Genomic DNA, 22,241 nt, shown 5'->3' with positions numbered 1-22,241 from the left:
ACTACTGCTCCCGCCCGGTGGGCGACGCGGCCGTGGGCGGTGCCGGCGCCCGGCGCGGGTGGGTGCGGGAACCGGTGCGCGGGCGGGTGCGGGGGTCGACGAGGGGGTCGGCGCGCGGGCCGGCGTTTCGGGGTGCGCGGCCCCGGGGAACAACTCGTCGGCGAGCACCGAGCAACCACCGCCCCGCCGTGCACGTCCCACTTACGAGCGCACGACGACACACGCAAGAGTGACCCCCCTCTAGTGCGCGCCGAAACGGATGCGCAAGGATCGGAGCCATCATGACTGCCTGGTTCGTCATCGCCGTTCCGATCGTGATCATGTTCTTCGCGCTCTTCATGGAGCGCGTGGAAGCTCGTCTGCGCCACGTCGCCGTGCAGGAGGACGAGGTCGAGGAGTTCCTGGAGTCGGCCCGGCCCGACGAGGTCAGGGCCCTCTACGGGCACGGCATCGGCCGCGCGCTGGAGCTGTTCCGGCTGCGCAGGCTGGGTGGTCGTGCGAGGAACCTGCGTCAGCGGCGCACCCGCCGCTGACCGGGGCGAGGACCGGCGAGGCCCGAGGGGGCGCATCCCCCGGCGGGCCTCATCGGGCTGTCCGCCCCGAGTCGCGGGGCACGTGCGGCGGCGCGCCGGAAGGCGATCTCCCGCACAGCCCTTAGACTGCACCCAGTGATCGGCGGCAAGGCGCTGATCCGCCAGAAGGCGGAACGCGCTCGACCATGCCGCCGCGTCTCGACAGGAGGGACGAGGTGGACGAGACCCTGGCCCGCGCGGGCATCTTCCAGGGGGTTGAACCGGCGGCAGCGGAGGCACTGGCGCAGACGCTGGAGTCCGTTGAATTCCCGCGTGGCCACGTGATCTTCGCGGAGGGCGAGCCGGGCGACCGGCTCTACATCATCCAGTCCGGGAAGGTGAAGATCGGCCGCAAGTCGCCGGACGGTCGGGAGAACCTGTTGGGGATCTTCGGCCCGTCCGACATGTTCGGCGAGCTGTCGATCTTCGATCCGGGCCCCCGCACGTCCACCGCCACCACGGTGACCGAGGTGCGCGCGGTGAGCATGGACCGCCCCGCCCTGCGGCAGTGGATCACCAACCGGCCGGAGATCGCCGAGCAGCTGCTGCGCGCCCTGGCGCGCAGGCTGCGCCGGACGAACTCCATGCTGGCCGACCTGATCTTCACCGACGTGCCCGGCCGCGTGGCGAAGGCGCTGTTGCAGCTCGCGCAGCGCTTCGGCAGCCAGGAGGCCGGTCTGCTGAGGGTCACCCACGACCTGACGCAGGAGGAGATCGCCCAGTTCGTGGGCGCGTCGCGCGAGACGGTGAACAAGGCCCTGGCCGACTTCGCCCACCGCGGGTGGCTGCGGTTGGAGGGCAAGAGCGTGCTGATCCTGGACCCGGAGCGCCTGGCGCGCCGCGCTCGCTGAGCAGGTCCCGGCAGCCGCCGGACGCAGCAACAGAGCCGGGCGCCGCCCCCGACGCGGCGCACCGGCCCTGTTGTTCGCGCGACCCATCCCCCGACAGATCACGCGTTCCACACCTCCGGTGCCCGCAGGCCCCGACCCTTCGGCACCGGAAGGAGGTTTGACTACCCGTAGCGACGAAGGTCGAAACGGGTACGCGGGTCGTGCTGTCCACGATCGCACGCCCCCTGGGCCGCAACTCAAGGCCGTTCACCCTCAAGGACCCCTTGTGCAGGCATTTTTCCGAGGGGTTTCACCCGGTCATCCCATTGTTGTTACCGGATCGCAATAACGCTCCCGAGAAGTGGACGATCCCCACCGGGTGACCGATCGCACCGCCCGATGACTGGTACGCGCGTACCAGTGCGGGCATACTGGTACGCATGTCCCACTCTGCCCGCCTCTCCGACTACCGCACCGCCCTGACCGCACCGGGGATGCGCGGCCCCGTCGTCGCGTCCCTGCTCGCCCGCCTCCCGATCGCGATGATCGGCCTCTCGCTGCTGCTGTTCGTGCAGCGCGAGACCGGCTCGTTCGCCGCCGCGGGCCTGGTGTCGGCGGCGTCCCTGGTCGGCGTCGCGGTCGGGTCGATCGTGCAGGGCAGGCTGATGGACCGGCACGGGCCGACCCGCCCGCTGCTCGTCGCCGTGTCGCTGTTCGCCGTGTTCGTGGCGCTCGCCGTCACCGCCGTCGAGGCGGGCGTGGCGCTGCCCCTCCTCGTGCCGCTCGCGTTCGCCGTCGGGTTGACCGAGCCCATGGTCGGCTCGGCGTCCCGCGCCCTGTGGGCCCGCGCCCTGCCGCCCGGGTCCGCTCGGCTCGCCGGGTACGCCTACGAGGCGATCAGCATGGAGGTCTTCTTCATCCTCGGCCCCGGCCTCGCGGGCCTGCTGGTCACGGTGCCGTGGGCGGGCACCGGCGTGGTGGTCGGCGCGGCGTCCATGGTGGTCGGCGCGGTGTGGTTCGCGCTGAACCCGACCGTCCGCGCCGTGCGGCCGGAACCGGCGCGGCGCGACCTGCTCGGCGCGCTCGCCTCGCCCGGCATGCGCACCGTGGCGCTCGCGGCCCTCGGCTTCGGCGTCACGATCGGGTTCATCGAGGTCGCCGTGCCCGCCGCCGCCGCGAACGCCGGCCACGTGGGCCTCGGCGGGCTGCTGCTGAGCCTGTGGTCGGTCAGCTCCGTCGTGTTCGGCGTGCTGTACGCGATGAAGCCGTTCCCGCGCGCCATGCACCTGCGGCTGCCCGTGCTGCTCGGCGGGTTCGCGCTGCTGTCGCTGCTGCTCGCGCTGCCCACCAGCCTGTTCTGGCTGGCCGGCGCGCTGCTCGTGGTCGGCACCCTGATCACCCCGCAGTCCACCACGCACTCCACCGCGATCGAGCACGTCGCCCCGGCGGGCACGGCGACCGAGGCGTTCGGCTGGGTGGTCACCGCCGTCACCGTCGGCCTGGCCATCGGGCAGTCCGCCAGCGGCCAGCTCGTCGAGTCGCACGGCACGAGCACCGCGTTCGCGGTGGCGGCGGTGTCCGGCCTGGTGATCGCCGCCCTGGTGTGGGTCTTCCGCGGCACGGTGGCGGCCGGCGTGCCGCTGCCCCAGCAGGAGGACATGGACCTCGCGGCCCGCTGACGTGCGGCTTTCCACGTCGGTGGGCGAGAATGTCGGTGGTCGGGTCTAGCGTTCGCCGCATGCACCCGATCACCGGCGCGCGGGTGCGCGGGTGCGTCCTCGCGCTCAGCCCCGGACCGTTCACCTCCGGGACCAAGCGGGACGGATCGTTACCGAACGGCGCTCACTTCGCTACCGTGTGTACCGGCGGGTGCACTTGACGACCTCGCGCCGGCACGGCGCCGCCGGCAACCCCGTTCCCCGCACGACTCGGACAAGGAAGCTGCTGGAGGCGGTCATCGACAGCACGGTGTTGGTGGAGGCGGACGCGCTGGCCGGCGCCGTGCGCCGCGCGGTTCCCCACCCCGGGCCGCACGGTTCGGTCACGCTCCAGGTCGACGACGGCGAGCTGCGCGTGCGCGGCGGCGACCCGCGGTCAGGTGGTCCGGAGGGGCCGGGGTCGAGGTCGGAGTCGGTCAAGGCGACGATCGACGGCAGCCGGATCACGAAGACCTTCCAGGCCAGGTACCTGGCGGACGCGCTGACGGCGTTCAGCGGGCGGCGCGTGGAGCTGCGCATCCAGGACGGGCTGCGGTCCACCGTGCTCACGTCGCAGGCGGGTGAGGACGGGATGGAGCTGACCTACCTGGTCGTCCCGATCCGGACAACGGTCTGACCAGTGGTCATCGGTCGCCCGTACACACGATCAGGTGATCGATGTACGTAACCGCCGTCTCGGCCATCGGTTGAAGACGAAGCGGAACCCCGAGACCACCACCCCTGCCGACCAGCCGGCCGCCGACACACCCCGGAGGACGAACAGCCCACCCCCACCACCGACCCCGCCGGCCCACCACCGACCGCCACCACCGGCCCGCCCCAGGCACCCGCGCGTCAGGCACCCGCGCGTCAGGCACCCGCGCGTCAGGTGCCCGCGAGGTAGTCGAGCTGGGCCCGCACCGACCACTCGGCCGCGGGCCAGAGGGAGCGGTCCACGTCGGCGTAGACGAGCTCGACGACCTGGCGCGCGGTGGGCGCGCCGCCCAGCCGCTCGACCGCCGCGCGGACCTGGGCCAGGCGCTCCTCGCGGTGGGCCAGGTAGGCGCGGGCGACGGCGACGACGTCCGGCAGCTCGGGCCCGTGGCCGGGCAGCACCGCGGTGCCCCCCGGCAGGTCGGCGAGGGTCCTGAGGGACGCGAGGTAGTCGGCGAGCCTGCCGTCGAGCACCGTCGTGCCGCGGCCCAGGATGGTGTCGCCCGTGAGCACCGCGTCGCCGACCAGGAACGAGAACGAGTCGTCGGTGTGGCCCGGCGTGGCCAGGGCGGTGATCTCCAGGCCGCCGCCGGTGACGACCTCGCCGCCGGCCAGCGGCGCGGTGGCGAACCTCGGGTCCGCGGCGTGCACGGGGGCGCCCACGAGCCGCGCGAAGGCGCTCACCCCTTCCGAGTGGTCCGGGTGGCCGTGGGTGAGGAGGACGGCGTCGACCGGGCCGTGCGCGGCCACGCGGTTCAGGTGGCCTTCGTCCAGGGGGCCCGGGTCGACCACGACGCACGACTCGGCGCCCGGCGCGCGCAGGACCCACGTGTTCGTGCCCTCCAGGGTCATCATCCCCGGGTTCTCCGCGAGGACGACCGACGCGAACGGCGTGACCCGGCGCAGCACCCCGTACTCGGCGCTCACGGCAGGACCACCCGGAGGACGTCGCCGTCGCGGACGATCTTGGGGATGATCTTCTCGACCTCGCGCGGCTCGGCCAGGACGGCCGCTACGGAGCCGAGGTCGTTCACCTCGGAGAGGGTCACCCAGGTGGGTGGCATGAGGGCTCGGCGGCCCGCCTCCCAGTCGGCCAGCGCGTCGGCCGGCCGCTGCCACACCGCGTCCGACGCCTCGGTGGTCGCGCCGTCCGCCCTCTGCCCCTCGGGCAGCACGGCGACGAAGAACCGGGTGTCGTAGCGGCGCGGTTCCTCGGGCGGGGTCACCCAGTTGGCCCACGGTCGCAGCAGGTCGGCGCGCAGCACGAGCCCCTCGTCCGCCAGGAACCGCGCGAACGACAGCTCCCGCGCCACCAGCGCGGCCCGCGCCGCCGCGTACGGGCCGGTGTCGGCGACGACCGTGGTGGCCGACGGCCCGGCCAGCAGCACGCCGGACTCCTCGAACGTCTCCCGCACCGCGGCGCACACGAGCGCGGTGGCGAGTTCGGGCGAACAGGCGAACTTCGAGGCCCACCACCCGGGTGGGGGGCCGCTCCACGCGACCGAGGCGTCGGCGTCGCGCGGGTCGACCCCGCCGCCGGGGAACACGGTCATCCCGCCCGCGAACGCCATGGCGGCGACGCGGCGCAGCAGGAACGCCTCGACCCCCCGGTCGCCGTCGCGGACGAGCACGACGGTCGCCGCGTCGCGGGGCTCGGCCGGCGGGCCGGTGAAGGTGGACGGGGCCATCTCGGCCGGCAGCACCAGTTCGTCGGGTAGTTCGCGCACGGACCGAGCCTACGACGAGGATCACCCGCTGTGGACACCGCGAAAAAGGGCTGCCTGGTCAACGTCCTGCTGTTCGGGTCGGGCGGGGTGATCGGCACCGGTCTGACGGCCGTCGCGGCCGTGGTCCTGTTCCTGCCGACCAGCGAGACGATCCACACGTACGAGGGAACTCCGAACGTGTACGTGAAGGAGGAGTCGCGGCTGCTGGGCGGCACGGACCACGAGGTGTGGCTCGGGCGGGCGGAGGACCACGGGTTCGTGGTGGCGGTCCCGGGCGGGTGGGGGACCGAGCCGGAGGTGGTGCGGCAGGAGGGCGGTGTGGAGCTGCGCTTCGGCACCGGGAGGCGGATCTTCGTGCCCGAGGAGGACTACCTCGGTGGCCGGTGACGACCGAGCCCGGGGCCCGGTGAAGGCCGGGCGGTGACGGCCGAGCCCGGGTCGGGTGACGGCCTGGGTGGTGATCACCGGCCGGGGGCGGGGGCGGGTGGGAGTTAGGGTGGCCGGCGTGGACGAACAGCTGCGCGTGGGACTGATCGGCGCGGGTCCGTGGGCGGAGCGGGTGCACGCGCCGGGCATCGCCGACCACCCCGGGACGCGCCTGGCGGCGGTGTGGGCCCGGCGCGGGGAGGCGGCGGCCGCGCTGGCCGGCACCTACGGCGCGGGCACGGCGGCGACGCCGGAGGAGCTGCTGGAGCAGGTGGACGCGGTCGCGTTCGCCGTGCCGCCGGAGGTGCAGGCGCCGATCGCGACGCGCGCCGCCGAGCTGGGCAAGCACCTGGTCCTGGAGAAGCCGATCGCCGCGACGCTGGAGGACGCCGAGCGGCTCGCGGACGCGGTGGAGCGGCACGGGGTGGCCTCGCTGGTCGTGCTGACCCGTCGGTACGCGCCGGAGACCCGGGAGCAGCTGGAGCAGTTGGCGCGGGTGGGCGGCTGGGTGGGCGGCAGCGCCCGCTGGTTGTCGGGCGCGCTGCTGGACGGCCCGTTCTCGCACTCGCCGTGGCGGCACGAGCGGGGCCCGCTGGACGACGTCGGGCCGCACGCGTTCGACCTGCTGGACGCGGCGCTGGGGACGATCACGGACGTGGTGGCGGCGGACCGGTCGGAGCACGGCGTGTGGCAGGTGGTCTTCCGGCACGAGGGCGGCGCGACGAGTTCGGCCGCGTTGAGCATGACGCTGCCGCTGACGCCGGGCGTCTCGGAGGTGGCGGTGTACGGCGAGCACGGTCACCGCGTGCTGGCCGACCGGGGCACGAGCGCGGTGCAGTGCTTCACGAACCTGCTGGACGACTTCGTGGCGATGGTGGACAGCGGCACGGCGCGGCACCCGTTGGACGTCCGCCGGGGCCTGCACCTCCAGCGGGTCATCGACCTGGCGCGGCGGAGGGCCGGGGGCGACGCCGGAACGGCGTGAGGGGCCGCGGGACGGCGTGGGCGGCGGCCCGGCCCTCCCGGCCGCTGGGCGCGGACGTCGGGGCCGGGCTGCCGCGCGGGCGCGCTAGCCGGGGTACTTGCCGTTGTTCGGCTTGGGCACGCCGTTGACGAACTCCGGTCCGCCGGGCCAGGACTGCTGCTCGCGCTGCGCCAGCTCCTCGTGGAGCTGCTGGAGCAGGGCGCGTTCGCGGTCGCTGAGCTTGGCGTCGACGGTCGGCGGCAGCTGCACGGACGCCGGCGCCTGCCCCTCGGCCAGGGCGGCCTGGAGCGCGGCGAGGTCGTCCGGGTTCAGCTCGGTGGTGACCTCGGACCGCGACAGCGGGTGGTCGTCGGGCAGGGACAGCGGCAGCGGCGTCACCGGGGGCGTGAGGCCCCGCGGTTCCTCCACGACCGGTTCGGGCGCGGGCTCGGGCGGCGCGGCGTCGGTGACGCGCACCTCCTCGCCCCGCCCACCGTCGCCCAGCAGGTCGTCGACCCGCGAGTCGGTCCGCGGGTCGGTCCGCGGGTCGGTCCGCGGGTCGGTCCGCGAGTCGACCCGGGAGTCGGCACGCGGCTCGGCCGGCGAGTCGGGTCGCGGCTCGGCACGCGAGTCGGACCGCGACTCCACGCGCGAGTCGGACCGGGACTCGGCGCGCGACTCCGCCCGCGAGTCGGCACGCGGCTCGACCCGGTGGTCGCCCTGCGGCTCGTCGGTGGGTTCGCGCACCGGCAGCCGCTTGACCGGCTTGGGCGGGAACGGTTGCGCCCCCTCGTACGAGTCGACGCGCGCACGACGGGACTTGGAGCCGTTCTCGGGTTCGACAGGCACCGGTTCCGGCTCGACCACCGGTGCCTGGCCCGACATGTCACCGTCGAACCACGTGCCGGGATCGGGCGGTGGTCCCGGTGTCGTGGAGCCGGACGCGAAGAACACCTCGCGGGCGGTGGTGACCGCGGCCGCGTGGTACTCGCCCAGCGGCGTGCCCACGGTCAGCACCTCGACCACGGCCCGGATGCCGGCCTTCCGCAGCACGGTGTCGACCCGGTACGCGGTGGCGGGGGCGAACCCGGCGGGGCCGATGTCGACCAGGACGACCCGCTGCGGCAGCGGGCCGGGTGTCGCGCCGGCCGGGGTGGACCGCCACGTGGCGCGCACGCCGCGCACGTCCGGCAGCGCCGACACGGTCCTGCCGAGCACGTCGCCCAGGCCGTCGGCCGGGTCGGACTCGGCGCTGAACCGGTGCCGGGGCACGGGCACCTGCTCGACCGCGAACAGCCGGTCGGCGAGGGCGCGGTCCGAGCGGACCTCGCCCAGCAGCCAGCCGAGCTCGCGACGCTCCTCCGTGGACACCGGGATGCGACCGGCCAGCAGGCAGCCGACGAGCAGCTCCACGGCCCGGTCCAGCTCGGCGACCGCGAGCAGCTCACGGGCCTGCGTCAACGCGTCGTCGTCGACCCGTCCGGCCAACGACAACAGGAGGTCGTGTAAACGGACGGGGAGTCCCACTCCGTCGTTCGTCACGCCTGTTCTCCTTCCGGCCCGCGCGGGAGCGACGAGCTCTATACGGGCACCAGGTGCCCGTCGGCCTCGGCGCCGGTGCACACCAGTTCCGAGGCCGCCAACGCCGCCCGGTGGTAGGGCGGCAGGTCAAGTCCGACGGGCAGGACCTCCACGAGGGGGTCGTGCTCGCCGAGCGCCCGCAGCACGCGCTGGAGTTCGCCGGCCAGCCGGGCGCACCCGGTCGTGGCGGCGACCAGGACGAGCTTCCTGGTCCCGTCCCCGCCCAGCCGCCACGTGGACCGGACCTCGCCGACCCCGGGGCGACCGCGCAGGGTCGCCCCGAGCACCACGGTCGCGGAATCACCCATCAGCACCCGATCGGGTGATTCCGGGGTGAAGGTGTAGCCGGGATCGGGCAGTTCGTCCAGTCCCCTGATGGAACTGATGGTGGCCCGGTCGGCGCCGTGCGGCACGAGGGCGTCGGCGAGCAGGGCCTGCTCGCGGTCGGTCAGGCCGATCCGGTCGTGCAGCAACGTGCGTGGCAGGGCGCGTGCGAGGACCAGGACGGCGTCCGTCGCGGCCCAGTCGCGGAACCGCCACAGGACGTCGTCGGGGAGCCTCCCGGCCAGGCGCAGCAGCAGCTCGTGGCACGTGTCGGACATCTCACTCCCCGATCTCGACGATCAGCTCCACCTCGACGGGCGCGCCCAGCGGCAGCTCGGCCACGCCGACGGCCGACCGCGCGTGCCGCCCGGCGTCGCCGAACACCTCGCCGATCAGCTCGGACGCGCCGTTCACGACGGCCGGCTGGCCGGTGAAGCCCTCGGCGGAGGCGACGAACCCGACGAGCTTGACGACGCGGACCACGGAGTCCAGGCCGACGAGCGCGTCCACGGCGGCCAGCGCGTTGAGCGCGCAGGTGCGGGCGTGCGCCTTGGCCTCCTCGGGGCTGACGTCGCCGCCGACCTTGCCGGTGGCGGCGAGCGCGCCGTCGACGAACGGGAGCTGGCCCGAGGTGAACACGTGCCGGCCGCTGCGGACGGCGGGCACGTACGCGGCGACGGGCGCCGCGACCGGGGGCAGCGCCACGCCGAGCTCGGCCAGGCGGGCCGTCCAGCTCATGCCTTCGGCCGCTTCAGGTAGGCGACGTGCTGCTCACCGCTGGGGTTGGGCAGGACAGTTACGAGCTCCCAGCCGTCCTGGCCCCACTGGTCCAGGATCGCCTTGGTGGCGTGGATCAACAGCGGGACGGTCGCGTACTCCCACGTCTGCATGGCGGGCAGCCTAGCCGGACACCCGGAGTACTCGCCCGCGCCCGCTCGCAGGTCGCGCGAGCTGGAATTTTCCCGTCGGGTTCACGCACTTCTGCGGTTTCCGCAGGTGACGGCCCCGTCACCAAGCGCTAACTTGCTCGTGTGGAGACGTGGCGGATCGTGGCGACCGGTTCGTTCCTGCTGGGCGGGCTGGTGATGGTCCTGGTGGCCATGGCGCTGACGCGGGACCGGAAGGGCGCGGTGCGGTCGCAGGTGTGGCGCGCGGCGGGCATCGGGGCGGTCGCGGTGGCCGTGGTGGCGGTGCTGATCGCCTACGTGCTGCCCTCGGTGGTGGCATGGGGCGTGGTCGCGGCGACCGCCATCGCAGTGGTGTTCGTCACCATGTGGGATTGACGCGGCGGCCTCCCTCGCCCAGCGGCCCGCGGTGGTCCGCGCCTAGGCTGACCTGGTGAACGGCTGGACCGACGAACTGACCCGCGCGCGGCTGCACGTCGTCACGGGCAAGGGCGGGACCGGCAAGACGACGGTCGCCGCGGCGCTGGCGCTGGCCCTGGCCACCGGCGGTCGCCGGGTGCTGCTGGTGGAGGTCGAGAACCGGCAGGGCGTCGCGCGGCTGTTCGACCGGCCGCCGCTGCCCTACTCCGAGGAGCGCATCGCGTCCGCGCCCGGCGGCGGGGAGGTCCGGGCGCTGGCCGTGGACCCCGAGGCGGCGCTGCTGGAGTACCTCGACATGTTCTACAACCTGGGCTTCGCGGGCCGGACGCTGAAGAAGATGGGCGCGATCGAGTTCGCCACGACCCTCGCGCCGGGCCTGCGGGACGTGCTGCTCACCGGCAAGGTCAAGGAGTGCGTGCGCCGGGTCGGCAGGAACGGCAGGCACGAGTACGACGCGGTCGTGCTGGACGCGCCGCCGACCGGCCGCGTGGTGCGGTTCCTCGACGTCACGCGGGCCATGGCCGACCTGGCGAAGGTCGGGCCGATCAAGGGGCAGAGCGACGGCGTGGTGAACCTGCTGCACTCGGGCGACACGGCGGTGCACCTGGTGGCGCTGCTGGAGGAGATGCCGGTGCGCGAGACGCTGGAGGCGGTCGCCGAGCTGGACGCCGCCGACCTGCGGCCCGGCGCGGTGTTCGTGAACCGGGTGCGGCCGCCGAGGCTGCCCGCGCGGTCCGTGGCCGCCGCCGCGGCGGGCCGGGTGGACGCGGACCGGGTGCGCGACGGGCTGGCCGCCGCCGGGCTGGACGTGGACGCCGACGTGCTGGAGGGCCTGGTCGAGCAGGCCGTCGAGCACGCCGCCGGGGTGCTCGCGGAGCAGCGGGCCAAGGAGCAGCTGGCCGAGTCGGACCTGCCGTCGGTGGAGCTGCCCGAGCTGACCGACGGGGTGGACGTGGCCGCGCTGTACGAGCTGGCGGAACTGCTGGTCGGGCGGGGTGTGCGGTGAACCGGCTGGACGTGGACGCGCTGCTGGACAACCCGGGCACGCGGGTGCTGGTGTGCTGCGGCTCGGGCGGGGTGGGCAAGACGACGACGGCCGCGGCGCTGGCCCTGCGGGCGGCGGCGCGCGGCCGGCGGGCGGTGGTGCTGACGATCGACCCGGCGCGGCGGCTCGCCCAGTCGCTGGGCCTGCGGGAGCTGGACAACAACCCGCGGCGCGTCGAGGGCGACTTCGACGGCGAGCTGCACGCGATGATGCTGGACATGCGCCGCACGTTCGACGACATGGTGTGGCAGCACGCGGGCCGGGAGCGGGCCGAGCAGATCCTCGCCAACCCCTTCTACCAGACGATCTCCACGTCGTTCTCCGGCACGCAGGAGTACATGGCGATGGAGAAGCTGGGGCAGCTCGTCGCGCAGGACGACTGGGACCTGGTGGTCGTGGACACGCCGCCGAGCCGCTCGGCGCTGGACTTCCTGGACGCGCCGCAGCGGCTGTCGACGGTGCTCGACGGGAAGCTCATCAAGATGCTGTCGGCGCCCGCCCGGGCGGGCGGGCGCGGCATCCGCAAGATCGTCGGCGCCGGGTTCGGCCTGTTCACCAAGGCCGTGTCGACGATCGTGGGCGGCCAGCTCCTGAACGACGCGTCGACGTTCGTGCAGGCGTTCGACAGCATGTTCGGCGGCTTCCGGCAGCGCGCCCAGGCCACCTACGACCTGCTGCGCTCACCCGGCACGGGCTTCCTGGTGATCGCGGCGGCCGAACCGGACGCGCTGCGCGAGGCCAGCTACTTCGTCGAGCGGTTGAGCGCGGAGCGGATGCCGCTGACCGGCCTGGTGGCGAACCGGACGCACCCGGTGCTGGCCCCCTTGCCCGCACCGGGCGCGCTGGCGGCGGCGGACCGGCTGGAGCGCGCCGGGGACGCGCCGCTGGCCGCCGCGGTGCTGCGGGTGCACGCGGACCGCGTGGCCGTCGCCGATCGGGAGAAGCGACTGCTCGCGCGGTTCACCCGGGCGCACCCCGGCGTTCCGCTGGTCGGTGTGCCCGCGCTGCCGACCGACGTGCACGACCTGGACGGCCTGCACGAGATCGGCCGGCGGCTCGCGGGCGAGTAGGAACCGCCCCTACCCGACCTTGGACTCCTCGTGGTGCTCCTGGCGTGCCGTGTCCAGGAGCTCGTGCCAGGAGGTGACGTCGGGTCGCCGCCGCAGCAGCGCCCGCCTCTCACGCTCCGTCATTCCACCCCACACACCGAATTCGATCCGGTTGTCCAGGGCTTCCGCGAGGCACTCGGTGCGCACCGGGCAACCCAGGCACACCACCTTGGCCTTGCGCTGCTCCGCACCCCTGACGAAGAGCTGGTCCGGCTCCTCGTCGCGGCACGAAGCCTTGATACGCCAATCCCCCTGCTGCATAGCCCCCACCTCAGTTCCCCTGTGCCCAGACTTCCTAAATCCGCCACACCCCTGCCGCGGATGCCGTAGGCTCACCACCAACGAGTGGCTGCGCCGTCGGCTGCTGTCGTGGACAGTGACGGACTGTAGAGCCTTCTGGTTCCACCTCCAACCCTGGGTTGCCCACCTGTTACCTGTCTTGAGTACGAGTACTCATCCTGTGTAATCAACTGTGCGCGATCTCGATCACCTCTTTGGGTGCCGCGTACGCTCACCGGCATGCGAGCCAGGAACGGCGTGCTGAAACTGCTTGGCCTGTGCCTGCTGGCCGGAGTGCTGCTGGCAGGTCTGTTGTTCCCCGTCGTGGGCTCGCTCGGGATGGTGTCGAACAGAGCCAGCGACACGGTGGACAGCATCTCCGCGGACCTGGTCACGACCGACCCGCCGCTGGTCTCCACGATCACGGACAAGGACGGCGCGCCCATCGCCTACCTGTACGACCAGTACCGGGTGCTCGTTCCGCCCGAGAAGATCTCGCCCACCATGAAAGCCGCGCTGGTCTCCGTCGAGGACCGGCGGTTCTACGAGCACCAGGGCGTGGACTGGAAGGGCACGATCCGCGCCGGGTTGACCAACCAGTTCAGCGGTGCCGTGACGCAGGGTGCCTCCACGCTCACCCAGCAATACGTGAAGAACTACCTCGTGCACGTGGTGGCGCGGAACAACCAGGTCGAACAGCAAAAGGCGCAAGAGCAGACGATTGCGCGAAAAGCCCGTGAAGCGCGCATCTCCTTGCAGCTCGAACGCAAACTCGGCAAGGAGGAAATCCTCGCCCGCTACCTGAACGTGGTGCCGTTCGGCTCCACGATCTACGGCATCGCGGCGGCGGCCCAGGCGTACTTCGCCACCACGCCCGACAAGCTGACCGTCGCGCAGTCGGCGATGCTCGCCGGGATGGTGAACAGCCCGTCCGCGCTCAACCCGGAGGTGTTCCCGGAGAAGGCGCTGGTGCGGCGCAACCAGGTCATCGACAAGATGGTCGAGAACGACAAGCTGTCGCGGGACGCGGCGGAGACGGCGAAGGCCGAACCGCTCGGGATCGCCAGCCCGGTCCGGACACCGCCCAACGGGTGCGTCGGCGCGGGACCCGAGAACGGGTTCTTCTGCTCGTACGTCGTGAACTACCTGGAGCGCAACGGGTTCAGCCTGGAGCAGCTCAAGACCGGCGGCTACACCGTGCGGACCACGTTGGACCGCACCATCACGTCCCACGCCAAGCAGGCCGCCGAGGCGCAGGTGGCGAAGTCGACCGGCGGGATCGCCAACGCGATGGCGGTCGTGCGGCCAGGACGCGAACGGCACGAGGTGGTCGCACTGGTCGCGAACCGCGACTACGGGCTCAAGGCCGACCAGTTCCAGACCCAGTTCGACCTGCCGTCCGGGGTGGAGAACAAGTTCGGCGCCGGGTCGATCTACAAGGTGTTCACCGCCGCGGCGGCGCTGGAGAAGGGCATGGGCATCGAGAACACGATCGCCACGCCCAACTCGTACGTGTCGCGCGTGTTCAAGGGCGGCGGCGACAAGTGCCCGCCGACCGGCGAGCCGAACACCCGCTGGTACTGCCTGGGCAACGCGTCGTCCACGTACCCGCCGCAGATGTCGTTGCAGACCGCGTTGCAGACCTCGCCGAACACCGGGTTCGTGATCCTGGAGGAGCAGCTCGGCATGGACCCGGTCGTGGACATGGCGTCGCGGCTGGGGATGCGCGAGACGATGGCCACCAACATCGGCGGCGTGCGACCGGACCCCAAGGCGCGCGACCGGCAGCTGCGGATCTCGCAGACCGAGTTCTACAAGTCCAACGGCGGCAACGCGTCGTTCACGCTGTCGCCCGCGCCGGTGTCCACGCTGGAGCTGGCGAACGTGGCGGCGACGATCATGAGCGGCGGCGTGTGGTGCCCGCCGTCACCGGTCGGCCAGGTGCTGGACCGCAACGGGCAGCCGGTGCCGGTGAACGAGGCGCCGTGCGAGCAGGTCGTGGCCGAGCCGCTGGCGAACGGCCTGGCCGCGGGCATGTCGAAGGACGACCAGGGCGCCGGCACGGCGTCCGCCGCGGCCCGGCAGTTCAAGTGGGGGCGGCCGATGCTCGGCAAGACCGGGACGACGGAGGAGTACAAGTCGGCGGCGTTCATCGGGGCGACGCCGGACTTCGCGGGCGCGGTCCAGACGTTCAACGACGGGACGAACCCCCGCGGCATCTGCGTCAACGCCGGACCGCCGAGGCTGTGCGGCAGCGGCGACATCTACGGCGGCACGGTGCCCGCGCGCACCTGGTTCGACACGATGACGAAGGTCCACGAAGGACTGCCGGTGAAGCCGCTGCCGCCGGTCGAGGAGCGCTACCTCAAGGGCGGCAGCGAGATCCGCGTGCCGGACGTGGTGGGGCGCAACGTCAACGACGCCACCCGGACCCTGGAGCAGGCGGGGTACAAGGTGTCGGTGCAGAACCGCAACTCCGAGCAGTCGAAGGGCCAGGTCGTCGGCCAGACCCCGCGGGGCAGTGCGCTGCGCGGCACCGTGGTGACCCTCCTGGTCTCGACGGGCTACGTCCCCCCGCCGCAGCCGGTCGAGCCGACCACCGGGCAACCGGCACCCGGCCAGCCCGCGCCAGGCCAGCCGAACCCGGGCCAACCCGGCGAACCACCGGGCCGCCCGGGCGAGCCGCCGCAGATCACCATCCCGATCGAGCCCCCCGGCCGCTGATCTCCCGCGTGCGCGGGTGCCCCAGCCGGTCACCCGCGCACGCACGCATGCCCCGCCCACGCCGCTCAGCCCGCGCCACGCCCCGCTGCTCCGCGCCACGCCCCGCTGCTCCGCGCCGCTCAGCGCACGCCCCACCCGCACCGCGCTGCTCACGGCGCTCAGCCCGCGCCGTCTCGCCCGCGGCGCGCTGCCCGCGCCCGCTCAGCCCGCCTCGCCCGGGGTGCGCTGCTCGTGGCGCACCCGTCCCGGGTCGCGTTCCACTCCCCTCGCCGCGCCGGGCTCGCCCGCACCCGTCCCGTCCCGCCTCGACCGGCGGCGCGCTCGCGCCACACCCGCTCCGGCTGCCGCGGCCTCGCCACACCCGGCTCTGCCCGCACTCCGCCCCGCACCCCGGCCGCACCCGTGCCCTGGGCGTGCCTGTGGGCTTCCTGGGGCTCTCCGGGCTCGGCGGGTGTCCTCTGGTGTGGGTCGGCCTGGTGCGGGTCGTCCTCCGGGTGTGTCGGCGGCCAGTTGGTCGGCAGGGGTGGTGGTCTCGGGGTTCCGCTTCGTCTTCAACCGATGGCCGAGATCGCGGTTACGTACATCGATCACCCGATCGTGTGTACGGGTGCGATCCAGGCCCGGTCTCAGGCGAGCTTGGCGCGCACCGCGCCGGCGACCCGGCCGCCTTCCGCGCGGCCCGCCACCTGGGCGTTCACGATCTTCATGACCTGCCCCATCTGGCGCTGGCCCGGCTGCTCGCCGATCTGCTCGGTCACCTGCGCCACGGCCGCGTCGACCAGGGCCACCAGCTCGTCGTCCGACAGCTGCGCGGGCAGGTACGCCTCCAGCACGGCGCTCTCCTGCCGCTCCAGCTCCGCCTGCTCGACCCGCCCCGCCCCGCCGAACGCCTCGGCGGCCTCCTTGCGCTTCTTCACCTCGCGAGTGATGACCTTGAGCACCTCGTCGTCGGACAGCGCGCGCGCCGCCTTGCCGGAGACCTCTTCGGTGGTCACGGCGGCCAGCGTCATCCGCAGCGCGCCCGCCCGAACCGTCTCCCGGTTCTTGATCGACGCCGTGAGGTCCGCCTGCAACCGTGCCTTCAGCTCCGCCATGAGGCCGAACGGTACCGAAAGGCCCCCGTCGGCCCGAATCGGTTAACCCCCTACCCTCGACCTCGTGAACACGCTCGGCCGATCACTGCTCGCCACGACCGCCCTGGGCGCCACCGCGCTCGCCTACGCGGCGGGGGTCGAGCGGCGGCACTGGACGTTGCGCGAGGCCACCGTGCCGGTGCTCGCGCCCGGTTCGTCGCCGCTGCGGGTGCTGCACCTCTCCGACCTGCACATGATGCCGGGGCAGGCGTCGAAGCAGCGCTGGGTGGCGGCGCTGGACGACCTGGAGCCCGACCTGGTGGTGAACACCGGGGACAACCTCGCGCACAAGCAGGCGGTGCCCGCGGTGCTGCGGGCGCTGGGTCCGCTGCTGAACCGGCCGGGTGTGTTCGTGTTCGGCAGCAACGACTACTACGCGCCGCGGCCGAAGAACCCGGCGCGCTACCTGCTGCCGTCGGCGAAGACGAAGCGCATCCACGGCATCCCGCTGCCGTGGCGGGACCTGCGCGCGGCGATGGTCGAGCGGGGCTGGCTGGACCTGACGCACACGCGCCACTCGTTCGTGGTGAACGGGGTGGAGGTGTTCGCGGCGGGCCTGGACGACCCGCACCTCAAGCGGGACCGGTTCGACGAGATCAGCGGGCCGCTGCCGGACGTGCCGCTGCGCCTGGGCGTGACGCACTCGCCGGAGCCGCGCGTGCTGGACCCGTTCGCCGCCGAGGGCTACGACCTGGTGCTGGCGGGTCACACGCACGGCGGGCAGCTGCGCATCCCGGGCTACGGCGCGCTGGTGACGAACTGCGACCTGGACCGGTCGCGGGCGCGGGGCGTGTCGCGCTGGGGCTCGCACACGTGGCTGAACGTGTCGGCGGGCTTGGGCACGTCGCCGTACGCGCCGGTGCGCTTCGCCTGCCCGCCGGAGGCGAGCCTGCTCACCCTGGTGCCGCGTCCGGTTGACGCAGGTCAGAGCGGGTCGGACGCGAAAAGGGATACCCGGTTCGGAGTGGGTGGGAACGTCAGGTAGAGTTCTCCTCGTTCGAGCGGGTGACCGGTCGGGCGAGCGGGACCGGGGTGTGGCGCAGTTTGGTAGCGCGCTTCGTTCGGGACGAAGAGGTCGCAGGTTCAAATCCTGTCACCCCGACCAGGTCAGGGCCGGTATGTCTTAAGACATACCGGCCCTGACCCGTATATGGGTGACTAACTGCGTGACTATGCTTTCGCAGCCGGGAAAATCCGATCCATCGCCGTCGCGCCGTCTTGGATCACTGGCCGGATCTGATGGCGGTACACCTCCTCCGTGACCGACGTGCTGCTGTGCCCCACGAGCTTCGATATCTGGTCCGAGGTCATGCCGCTGTCCGAGAGCAGCGAGACGAAGCTGTGCCGCAGCTCACGAGGCGTCCACTCCGCAGCGTTAAGCCCTGCCGCCTTGAGGACTCGCCGGAACATGCGGCGCACGTTGGCCGCGTCCAGCTCGGTCCCCACTTCCGACGCGAACACCAACCCGTGCTCTTGCCACTGGTCGCCAGCCCGCTTCCTGTGCACCTCCTGACGTGCCCGCTGAGCTTCCAGCGCCTTGATCGCCCGCTGCGACAACGCGAGCGTGCGCCGGGACTTCCGTGTCTTCGTGTCACCACCGGTCCGCACCGACCGCCACACGGCGATGTGCGGCGGTATCGGTGGACTGACGTGTGGATCCCCTTTCAGGTCGACATGCGACCACGTGAGAGGCCGTGCCTCCTCGGTGCGCGGGCCGCCCACCAGTGACACCACGATGTAGGCCCCGATCGTCGATTCATCAGCTTCCGCGCGGAGCAAGACAGCCTCGGCCTGCTCGAAGGTCAACGACTTCGACGGTCTACCGGCCTGCCCTTCCGGACACTCACAGAGAAGCACGACGTTGCGCTTGACCTTGTCGCGCGCCTGCGCACGGCTTACGGATCGACGGAGAACCGAGCGAATGTCTCGCAGCGTCCGCGTGCTGAGAGTCTTCGCTTTCGCCGCCAACCACTCGTCAACATCGTCCGCCGACAGCTCACGAAGCTTGCGCGCACCCAATGCAGGGATGACATGTGTTTCAGCGAGGATTCGACACGTTGTGACGGTCTGTTTGTCGCGGCCATTCAGACCGTACTGCAACCAGTTGGTCACAGCGTCGGCAACCGTGTAGTTGTGCGGTTCGATCGCTAGCCCGTCCTTGACGTCACGCTGGATGGCGTCAAGCTTGTTCTTCGCTTCGGTCTTCGTCCGGCCGCTGGCGCGTTTGGTGATCCGCTTCCCTCGTCCGTCGAAGCCTACGGTCACGGTCGCAATCCAGCGCTTACGCGCGTCATCCCAGTGCAGGCCGCCATCCCCGCGGCTACGCCGTTTCGCCAAGGTGCACCCCCGCTTCCCGCTCCAACAGCGCGACGTAGGAGCGGATCGCGGATGCCGGGATAAGTGTGGCGCTGCCCTGCTTGACGAACTTGATCCGTCCAGCCCGCATCTGCTCGTAGAAGGTGCTGCGGCTCAGTGACAGCAGCCGCATCGCTTCGGGCACTTTGTAGAGATATTTCGCCAACTCGGTGACGTTGCTCGTGTCGCTCATCGGTACCCCCTCGCTTTCCGGTGAGTCGTGCGGCTTCACGCGAGCGCTCTCCAGTGGTGAGGTCTGTCGTTGGGTGGGGATTTTGGGCATGCGTCATCACCTCGGGGTTGGCCGGTCGGGGTGGCGGCGACGTAGCGCGGCCGGACGTTGGTGCTGTGCGGGTGCGGGTACGGGGTGTCAAACCCGCAAACCCGCCGATCGGGCAGAGGAAGGACGTTGACCTGCGGTGATGCGGCGCGGGTTTGAGGTCGGGGCAAACCCGCACCAAAGCCGCGGGGGGTCGCGTCAAACCCGCAAGCGGGTCGACGGGGCCGGTCGGGGCTGTCCTGCTACTGCCAGAGGTCTGGTTGGCCAGCCGGGGCCTGGTCGTCGGCGGCCTGGTCGGCTTGGTGGTCGTCGTTGGTGCGGGTTTCGACCCAGAAGACGCGGGCTTTGGCGTGGGTGTCCATGGCGGAGCGGATGACGTAGTCGCCGTGCCAGCGGCCGATGTGGCCGGTGAGGTGTCGGCCAATGGATTTGGTGGAGGGGGTGCGGCCTTGGTCGTCGGTGAGGAAGGTTCCTTCCCAGCGGTCGACGGGTTGGTTGTCGATGATGTCGATTTCGGCTTGTTGGCGGAGGTGTCGGCTGGTGATGGGGCGGTTGTGGTTGAGTTCGTGCCAGCGGGCGAGGAAGGCGACCCATTCGGCGTCTTCGTCGTCGGCTTCGCGCATGTCGTTGAGGTTGTCGAGGAAGCCGTCAATGCCGTGGTGGGCGAGTAGTCCGCCGGAGGCTCCGGCCCAGGTGGTGAATTGGCGCATGGTGTGGCCGGAGCGGGGTGCGCCGGCGTTGATCCAGTCCATGACCAGGATGAGCAGGTGGCGTAGCACGGTGACGCGGTTGGCGGGGGTTTTGAGCCAGTTGTCGAGGTGGGGGATGCCGAACGCGGTTTGGTCGCGTTGGTCGGGGTGCGGGTCGTTGGGGTCGAGTCGGACCAGGACGGTGCGGGTGGCCATGTCCCCGCCCAACCGGATGTTGTTTCCGGTGGCGAGCCAGAGTCGGTTGTTGGTGGCGGTGAATCCGGCACCGGAGGAGCCGAGCATCCGGGCGGACCACTGCGGGGAGGTGAGCAGTTGGGCCAGGACGGCGGAGGAAACGATGGTTCCTTCGGCGATGTTGTCCCAGAGCATGATCGGTGAGGAGCTGTGCAGGGCGCTGGTGATGCCCTTCTCCAATTCGCTGTCGTCGCCTTTGCGCCAGACGAGGTTTTTGCAGCCGTAGATGTAGCCGGGGATTTCGGCGAGCAGGGTTTTGCCGCTGGATTGGGTGGTGGCGGAGATCAGGCCGAACGGGGTCAGGCATCCGAGGTAGGGGCGCAGGATGGGCGCGAGTAGCAGGGCGATGTGGTTGGCGCGGTCGGCAGGGGCAACGAACGGGAAATCGGACAACAGCCGGTCCAGCAGAAAGGCCTTGGCGTCGGCGACCTGGTCGGCGGTCGGGTGGGCCGGGACGGGCGGCATGGGAGCGGTGGGCGAGTAGTAGAGGCCGGTCGCGGGGTCGTAGCCGGCGGTCTGGATCAGCGTTCCGTCCGGGCGCAGGACGGGTGAACCGACAATGCCGTTGAGCGGCCGGACGCCGGGCCAGTAGCGCGAGGACAGCACCGCCGACAGCGCGGTTCCGGTGGGGCTGACCTCCACTTCGGTCCACTCGTCGGTGTTCTTGTCCTTCTTGAGGCGGTGGACGTAGGTGTGGTGGGCGAGCAGGAACGCCAGGGCGGAGGCGGTGAGCGGTTCGGCCTGTACGGGCAGCGCGGCGGGTTGTCCGGCGGTGTGGTCGGTGCCGGTGGGGCCGGAGACGCGGGAGAGGTGCACGAGCTGCCCGCCGGAGACGAACACGTCGGGCAGCGCGCCCTCCGCCACGGCGGCGGTGAGGGTGCGGATGGTCTCGGCGTCCCCGCCGATGCGGATGGGCGGCCGGTCGGCGGTCTCGTCGGCGGTGTCGGTGATGGCGGGTTCGGCGGCAGTGGTCATGCGACGGGCCTCCCTTCCGTGGCGCGCTGGGCGCGTTTGGTGGTCATGCGGCGGGGTGTTCGGTCGGGGTGCGGGGTCGGGCGAACCCGGAGGCCAGGGCGTAGCGGATCTCCCCCGCCGGGAGTCCGGCGGTGTGGGCGGCGGTGGCGAGCGCGGTCTCCACCTGGTGGCGGTCGATCCAGCCGGCTTCGACCATTCCGGCGAGTCGGCTGGTGGAGCGGAACAGCTTGCGGTTGCGTCCGGAGTCCGGCGGCATCGCGGCCAACTCCTCGCACGCCGACCGGAGCGCGGCGGCGGCGTAGCGGGCTTGGCGGTCCTCACCGCGGGCGGTGACCGTGACCGGCGTCGCCGGTCGGATCGGTGTCGGGGTGGCGTGGCGGTCGTGGCCGGTGCGCACGAGTTCGGCGGTGAGCCAGTCGGGCAGGACGGTCGGGGTGAAGGTGGTGGAGGTGCGGCGGTATGTGCCGGCGGGGGTGGTGGAGCCGGGCAGCACGACGTAGCCGCCGTAGGCCTTGATGTCGACCTGCCAGCCGAGTCCGCTGCTCACCACGTTCTCGCCGTCGCGGACGCGGCCGGTGCTGGACTTCCACCGGCCCGACTCGGCGGTGTAGAGCAGGTGCAGCCCACCGGACGGGGTCTCCGTGACGAGGGTGTCCACGTCGAACCCCTGCCCGCGCAGGCCAGCCAACGCGGCGTAGGTGTCGATGCCGTCGGTGGGCAGCGGGTTGCCGTCGGGCCAGGGCAGGCCGTTGAGCGGTTGGGCGGGCGGTGTGCCGCCGTGGGCGTCGAGGTCGACGGCCAGCAGCCCGGACACCCCCAGGTGCACCGCCCACACGCTCGTGCGCCAGCGTCCCGCCCACCGGTCGACCACCGCCGTATCGGCGGTGGCGGCCCACACGCCGTGGCACAGCGCGCCGTCGGCGCGGGCCAGGCACGGGCACCGGTCGGCGGTGTGGCCTCCGCCGCCCCGGCAGTCCGGGCAGCCGGCCAGCGGGCGTTTGGTGCCGGGGTGCAGGGGCATCACGTGCCAGCCGTGCCGCCGGGCCACCCACAGCGCGACGTCGGCGGCGGTGGGCTGGGTTGTGGTCATGGCGGTGGTTCCTCTCGGCGATCGGGTCGAAGCGACTTGCTGCCCTGCTAGCCGCGCGGGGATAGCAGGGCCGTCCTGTCAGTCCCGGACTCCTGTGTGGACGGTGTAGGTGCGGTGGCCGGTCGTGCCGGGGGACGTGGGGCGGTC

23 protein-coding genes and 1 tRNA gene are annotated in these 22,241 nt (G+C 72.3%); 12 read left to right on the top strand and 12 right to left on the bottom strand.

The annotated features are described in order from the left end of the window. Positions 1–281: 281 nt before the first annotated feature. From ACR807_RS10440 to ACR807_RS10425, 4 genes are all read left to right on the top strand, one after another. On the top strand, positions 282–533 hold the full coding sequence (locus tag ACR807_RS10440; RefSeq protein ID WP_015097743.1) for a hypothetical protein: 252 nt from the start codon (positions 282–284) through the stop codon (positions 531–533). 215 nt (positions 534–748) lie between these two features. After that, positions 749–1,423 carry a Crp/Fnr family transcriptional regulator gene (locus ACR807_RS10435; protein WP_015097742.1) on the top strand — a complete coding sequence of 225 codons (675 nt, stop codon included), beginning with the start codon at positions 749–751 and terminating at the stop codon, positions 1,421–1,423. 419 nt (positions 1,424–1,842) lie between these two features. Next, on the top strand, positions 1,843–3,081 hold the full coding sequence (locus ACR807_RS10430) for an MFS transporter (protein ID WP_438921037.1): 1,239 nt from the start codon (positions 1,843–1,845) through the stop codon (positions 3,079–3,081). Between the two features lie 190 nt (positions 3,082–3,271). Beyond that, positions 3,272–3,736 (top strand): hypothetical protein, encoded by a 465-nt coding sequence (locus ACR807_RS10425; protein ID WP_438921036.1) that lies wholly within the window; start codon positions 3,272–3,274, stop codon positions 3,734–3,736. A 248-nt stretch (positions 3,737–3,984) separates the two neighbouring features. Here ACR807_RS10425 and ACR807_RS10420 read toward each other — a convergent pair whose 3' ends face one another. Both ACR807_RS10420 and ACR807_RS10415 read right to left on the bottom strand, forming a co-directional pair. Next, entirely contained in the window at positions 3,985–4,740 is a 756-nt protein-coding gene (locus ACR807_RS10420; protein WP_438921035.1) for an MBL fold metallo-hydrolase, read from the bottom strand. After that, positions 4,737–5,501 (bottom strand): NUDIX hydrolase, encoded by a 765-nt coding sequence (locus ACR807_RS10415; RefSeq protein WP_438921068.1) that lies wholly within the window; start codon positions 5,499–5,501, stop codon positions 4,737–4,739. The genes ACR807_RS10420 and ACR807_RS10415 overlap by 4 nt, the downstream gene beginning before the upstream one ends. Positions 5,502–5,570: 69 nt before the next feature. Here ACR807_RS10415 and ACR807_RS10410 point away from each other — a divergent pair, with 69 nt between their 5' ends. Continuing rightward, positions 5,571–5,927 carry a hypothetical protein gene (locus ACR807_RS10410; protein WP_438921034.1) on the top strand — a complete coding sequence of 119 codons (357 nt, stop codon included), beginning with the start codon at positions 5,571–5,573 and terminating at the stop codon, positions 5,925–5,927. A 118-nt stretch (positions 5,928–6,045) separates the two neighbouring features. After that, entirely contained in the window at positions 6,046–6,951 is a 906-nt protein-coding gene (locus tag ACR807_RS10405; protein ID WP_438921033.1) for a Gfo/Idh/MocA family protein, read from the top strand. A gap of 84 nt (positions 6,952–7,035) precedes the next feature. Here ACR807_RS10405 and ACR807_RS10400 read toward each other — a convergent pair whose 3' ends face one another. Genes ACR807_RS10400 through sp36 form a run of 4 tightly spaced genes read right to left on the bottom strand, consistent with a single transcriptional unit; the run spans position 7,036 to position 9,725 of the window. Then, complete coding sequence (locus ACR807_RS10400) at positions 7,036–8,472, bottom strand: hypothetical protein (RefSeq protein WP_438921032.1); 1,437 nt, start codon at positions 8,470–8,472, stop codon at positions 7,036–7,038. 38 nt (positions 8,473–8,510) lie between these two features. Further along, the gene (locus ACR807_RS10395) at positions 8,511–9,113 is read right to left on the bottom strand and encodes a hypothetical protein (RefSeq protein ID WP_438921031.1); all 603 of its coding nucleotides are present in this window, start codon (positions 9,111–9,113) and stop codon (positions 8,511–8,513) included. Between the two features lies 1 nt (position 9,114). Beyond that, positions 9,115–9,573: a RidA family protein gene (locus ACR807_RS10390; RefSeq protein WP_438921030.1), complete on the bottom strand. Its 459-nt coding sequence runs from the start codon at positions 9,571–9,573 to the stop codon at positions 9,115–9,117. Beyond that, on the bottom strand, positions 9,570–9,725 hold the full coding sequence (gene sp36 / locus ACR807_RS10385; protein WP_306744357.1) for a Sp36 family protein: 156 nt from the start codon (positions 9,723–9,725) through the stop codon (positions 9,570–9,572). Before sp36 ends, ACR807_RS10390 begins: the two co-directional genes overlap by 4 nt. A 141-nt stretch (positions 9,726–9,866) precedes the next feature. On the opposite strand from sp36, the gene ACR807_RS10380 reads away from it, so the two are divergent. The 3 genes from ACR807_RS10380 to bagB are packed head-to-tail and all read left to right on the top strand — an operon-like array spanning position 9,867 to position 12,275. Continuing rightward, complete coding sequence (locus ACR807_RS10380) at positions 9,867–10,118, top strand: hypothetical protein (RefSeq protein ID WP_438921029.1); 252 nt, start codon at positions 9,867–9,869, stop codon at positions 10,116–10,118. A gap of 55 nt (positions 10,119–10,173) precedes the next feature. Further along, positions 10,174–11,166 (top strand): ATPase BagA, encoded by a 993-nt coding sequence (bagA, locus tag ACR807_RS10375; protein ID WP_438921028.1) that lies wholly within the window; start codon positions 10,174–10,176, stop codon positions 11,164–11,166. Beyond that, positions 11,163–12,275: an ATPase BagB gene (bagB, locus tag ACR807_RS10370; protein WP_438921027.1), complete on the top strand. Its 1,113-nt coding sequence runs from the start codon at positions 11,163–11,165 to the stop codon at positions 12,273–12,275. Before bagA ends, bagB begins: the two co-directional genes overlap by 4 nt. 9 nt (positions 12,276–12,284) lie before the next feature. Here the strand turns inward: bagB and ACR807_RS10365 are convergent, their stop codons facing one another. Continuing rightward, on the bottom strand, positions 12,285–12,575 hold the full coding sequence (locus ACR807_RS10365; protein WP_106616446.1) for a WhiB family transcriptional regulator: 291 nt from the start codon (positions 12,573–12,575) through the stop codon (positions 12,285–12,287). 258 nt (positions 12,576–12,833) lie between these two features. On the opposite strand from ACR807_RS10365, the gene ACR807_RS10360 reads away from it, so the two are divergent. Beyond that, the gene (locus ACR807_RS10360) at positions 12,834–15,317 is read left to right on the top strand and encodes a transglycosylase domain-containing protein (RefSeq protein WP_438921026.1); all 2,484 of its coding nucleotides are present in this window, start codon (positions 12,834–12,836) and stop codon (positions 15,315–15,317) included. 626 nt (positions 15,318–15,943) lie between these two features. Here the strand turns inward: ACR807_RS10360 and ACR807_RS10355 are convergent. After that, positions 15,944–16,411: a GatB/YqeY domain-containing protein gene (locus ACR807_RS10355; protein WP_438921025.1), complete on the bottom strand. Its 468-nt coding sequence runs from the start codon at positions 16,409–16,411 to the stop codon at positions 15,944–15,946. A 64-nt stretch (positions 16,412–16,475) separates the two neighbouring features. On the opposite strand from ACR807_RS10355, the gene ACR807_RS10350 reads away from it, so the two are divergent. Further along, positions 16,476–17,435 (top strand): metallophosphoesterase, encoded by a 960-nt coding sequence (locus ACR807_RS10350; RefSeq protein ID WP_438921024.1) that lies wholly within the window; start codon positions 16,476–16,478, stop codon positions 17,433–17,435. A gap of 43 nt (positions 17,436–17,478) precedes the next feature. Continuing rightward, positions 17,479–17,555 (top strand) — tRNA-Pro (locus ACR807_RS10345). A 65-nt stretch (positions 17,556–17,620) separates the two neighbouring features. Here the strand turns inward: ACR807_RS10345 and ACR807_RS10340 are convergent. From ACR807_RS10340 to ACR807_RS10325, 4 genes are all read right to left on the bottom strand, one after another. Next, the gene (locus tag ACR807_RS10340) at positions 17,621–18,715 is read right to left on the bottom strand and encodes a site-specific integrase (RefSeq protein ID WP_438921023.1); all 1,095 of its coding nucleotides are present in this window, start codon (positions 18,713–18,715) and stop codon (positions 17,621–17,623) included. Between the two features lie 55 nt (positions 18,716–18,770). Continuing rightward, positions 18,771–19,088: a helix-turn-helix domain-containing protein gene (locus ACR807_RS10335; protein ID WP_438921022.1), complete on the bottom strand. Its 318-nt coding sequence runs from the start codon at positions 19,086–19,088 to the stop codon at positions 18,771–18,773. Positions 19,089–19,327: 239 nt separating this feature from the next. After that, positions 19,328–21,004: a hypothetical protein gene (locus ACR807_RS10330; protein WP_438921021.1), complete on the bottom strand. Its 1,677-nt coding sequence runs from the start codon at positions 21,002–21,004 to the stop codon at positions 19,328–19,330. A gap of 43 nt (positions 21,005–21,047) precedes the next feature. Then, the gene (locus ACR807_RS10325; protein WP_438921020.1) at positions 21,048–22,094 is read right to left on the bottom strand and encodes a bifunctional DNA primase/polymerase; all 1,047 of its coding nucleotides are present in this window, start codon (positions 22,092–22,094) and stop codon (positions 21,048–21,050) included. Positions 22,095–22,241: the final 147 nt, after the last annotated feature.

This window comes from Saccharothrix sabaoui (assembly GCF_051756985.1).
GTDB lineage: Bacteria > Actinomycetota > Actinomycetes > Mycobacteriales > Pseudonocardiaceae > Actinosynnema.
The sequence above is the reverse complement of the archived record's forward strand: the minus strand, read 5'-3'. Positions and strand labels throughout refer to the sequence as shown.

Excerpts from the sequence above, each read along its gene's own strand:
- ACR807_RS10440 (WP_015097743.1), top strand. The coding sequence starts at position 282 with ATGACTGCCTGGTTCGTCATCGCCGTTCCGATCGTGATCATGTTCTTC.
- ACR807_RS10430 (WP_438921037.1), top strand. The coding sequence starts at position 1,843 with ATGTCCCACTCTGCCCGCCTCTCCGACTACCGCACCGCCCTGACCGCA.
- ACR807_RS10415 (WP_438921068.1), bottom strand. The coding sequence starts at position 5,501 with ATGGCCCCGTCCACCTTCACCGGCCCGCCGGCCGAGCCCCGCGACGCG.
- ACR807_RS10395 (WP_438921031.1), bottom strand. The coding sequence starts at position 9,113 with ATGTCCGACACGTGCCACGAGCTGCTGCTGCGCCTGGCCGGGAGGCTC.
- ACR807_RS10390 (WP_438921030.1), bottom strand. The coding sequence starts at position 9,573 with ATGAGCTGGACGGCCCGCCTGGCCGAGCTCGGCGTGGCGCTGCCCCCG.
- sp36 (WP_306744357.1), bottom strand. The coding sequence starts at position 9,725 with ATGCAGACGTGGGAGTACGCGACCGTCCCGCTGTTGATCCACGCCACC.
- ACR807_RS10365 (WP_106616446.1), bottom strand. The coding sequence starts at position 12,575 with ATGCAGCAGGGGGATTGGCGTATCAAGGCTTCGTGCCGCGACGAGGAG.
- ACR807_RS10360 (WP_438921026.1), top strand. The coding sequence starts at position 12,834 with ATGCGAGCCAGGAACGGCGTGCTGAAACTGCTTGGCCTGTGCCTGCTG.
- ACR807_RS10355 (WP_438921025.1), bottom strand. The coding sequence starts at position 16,411 with ATGGCGGAGCTGAAGGCACGGTTGCAGGCGGACCTCACGGCGTCGATC.
- ACR807_RS10335 (WP_438921022.1), bottom strand. The coding sequence starts at position 19,088 with ATGCCCAAAATCCCCACCCAACGACAGACCTCACCACTGGAGAGCGCT.
- ACR807_RS10330 (WP_438921021.1), bottom strand. The coding sequence starts at position 21,004 with ATGACCACTGCCGCCGAACCCGCCATCACCGACACCGCCGACGAGACC.
- ACR807_RS10325 (WP_438921020.1), bottom strand. The coding sequence starts at position 22,094 with ATGACCACAACCCAGCCCACCGCCGCCGACGTCGCGCTGTGGGTGGCC.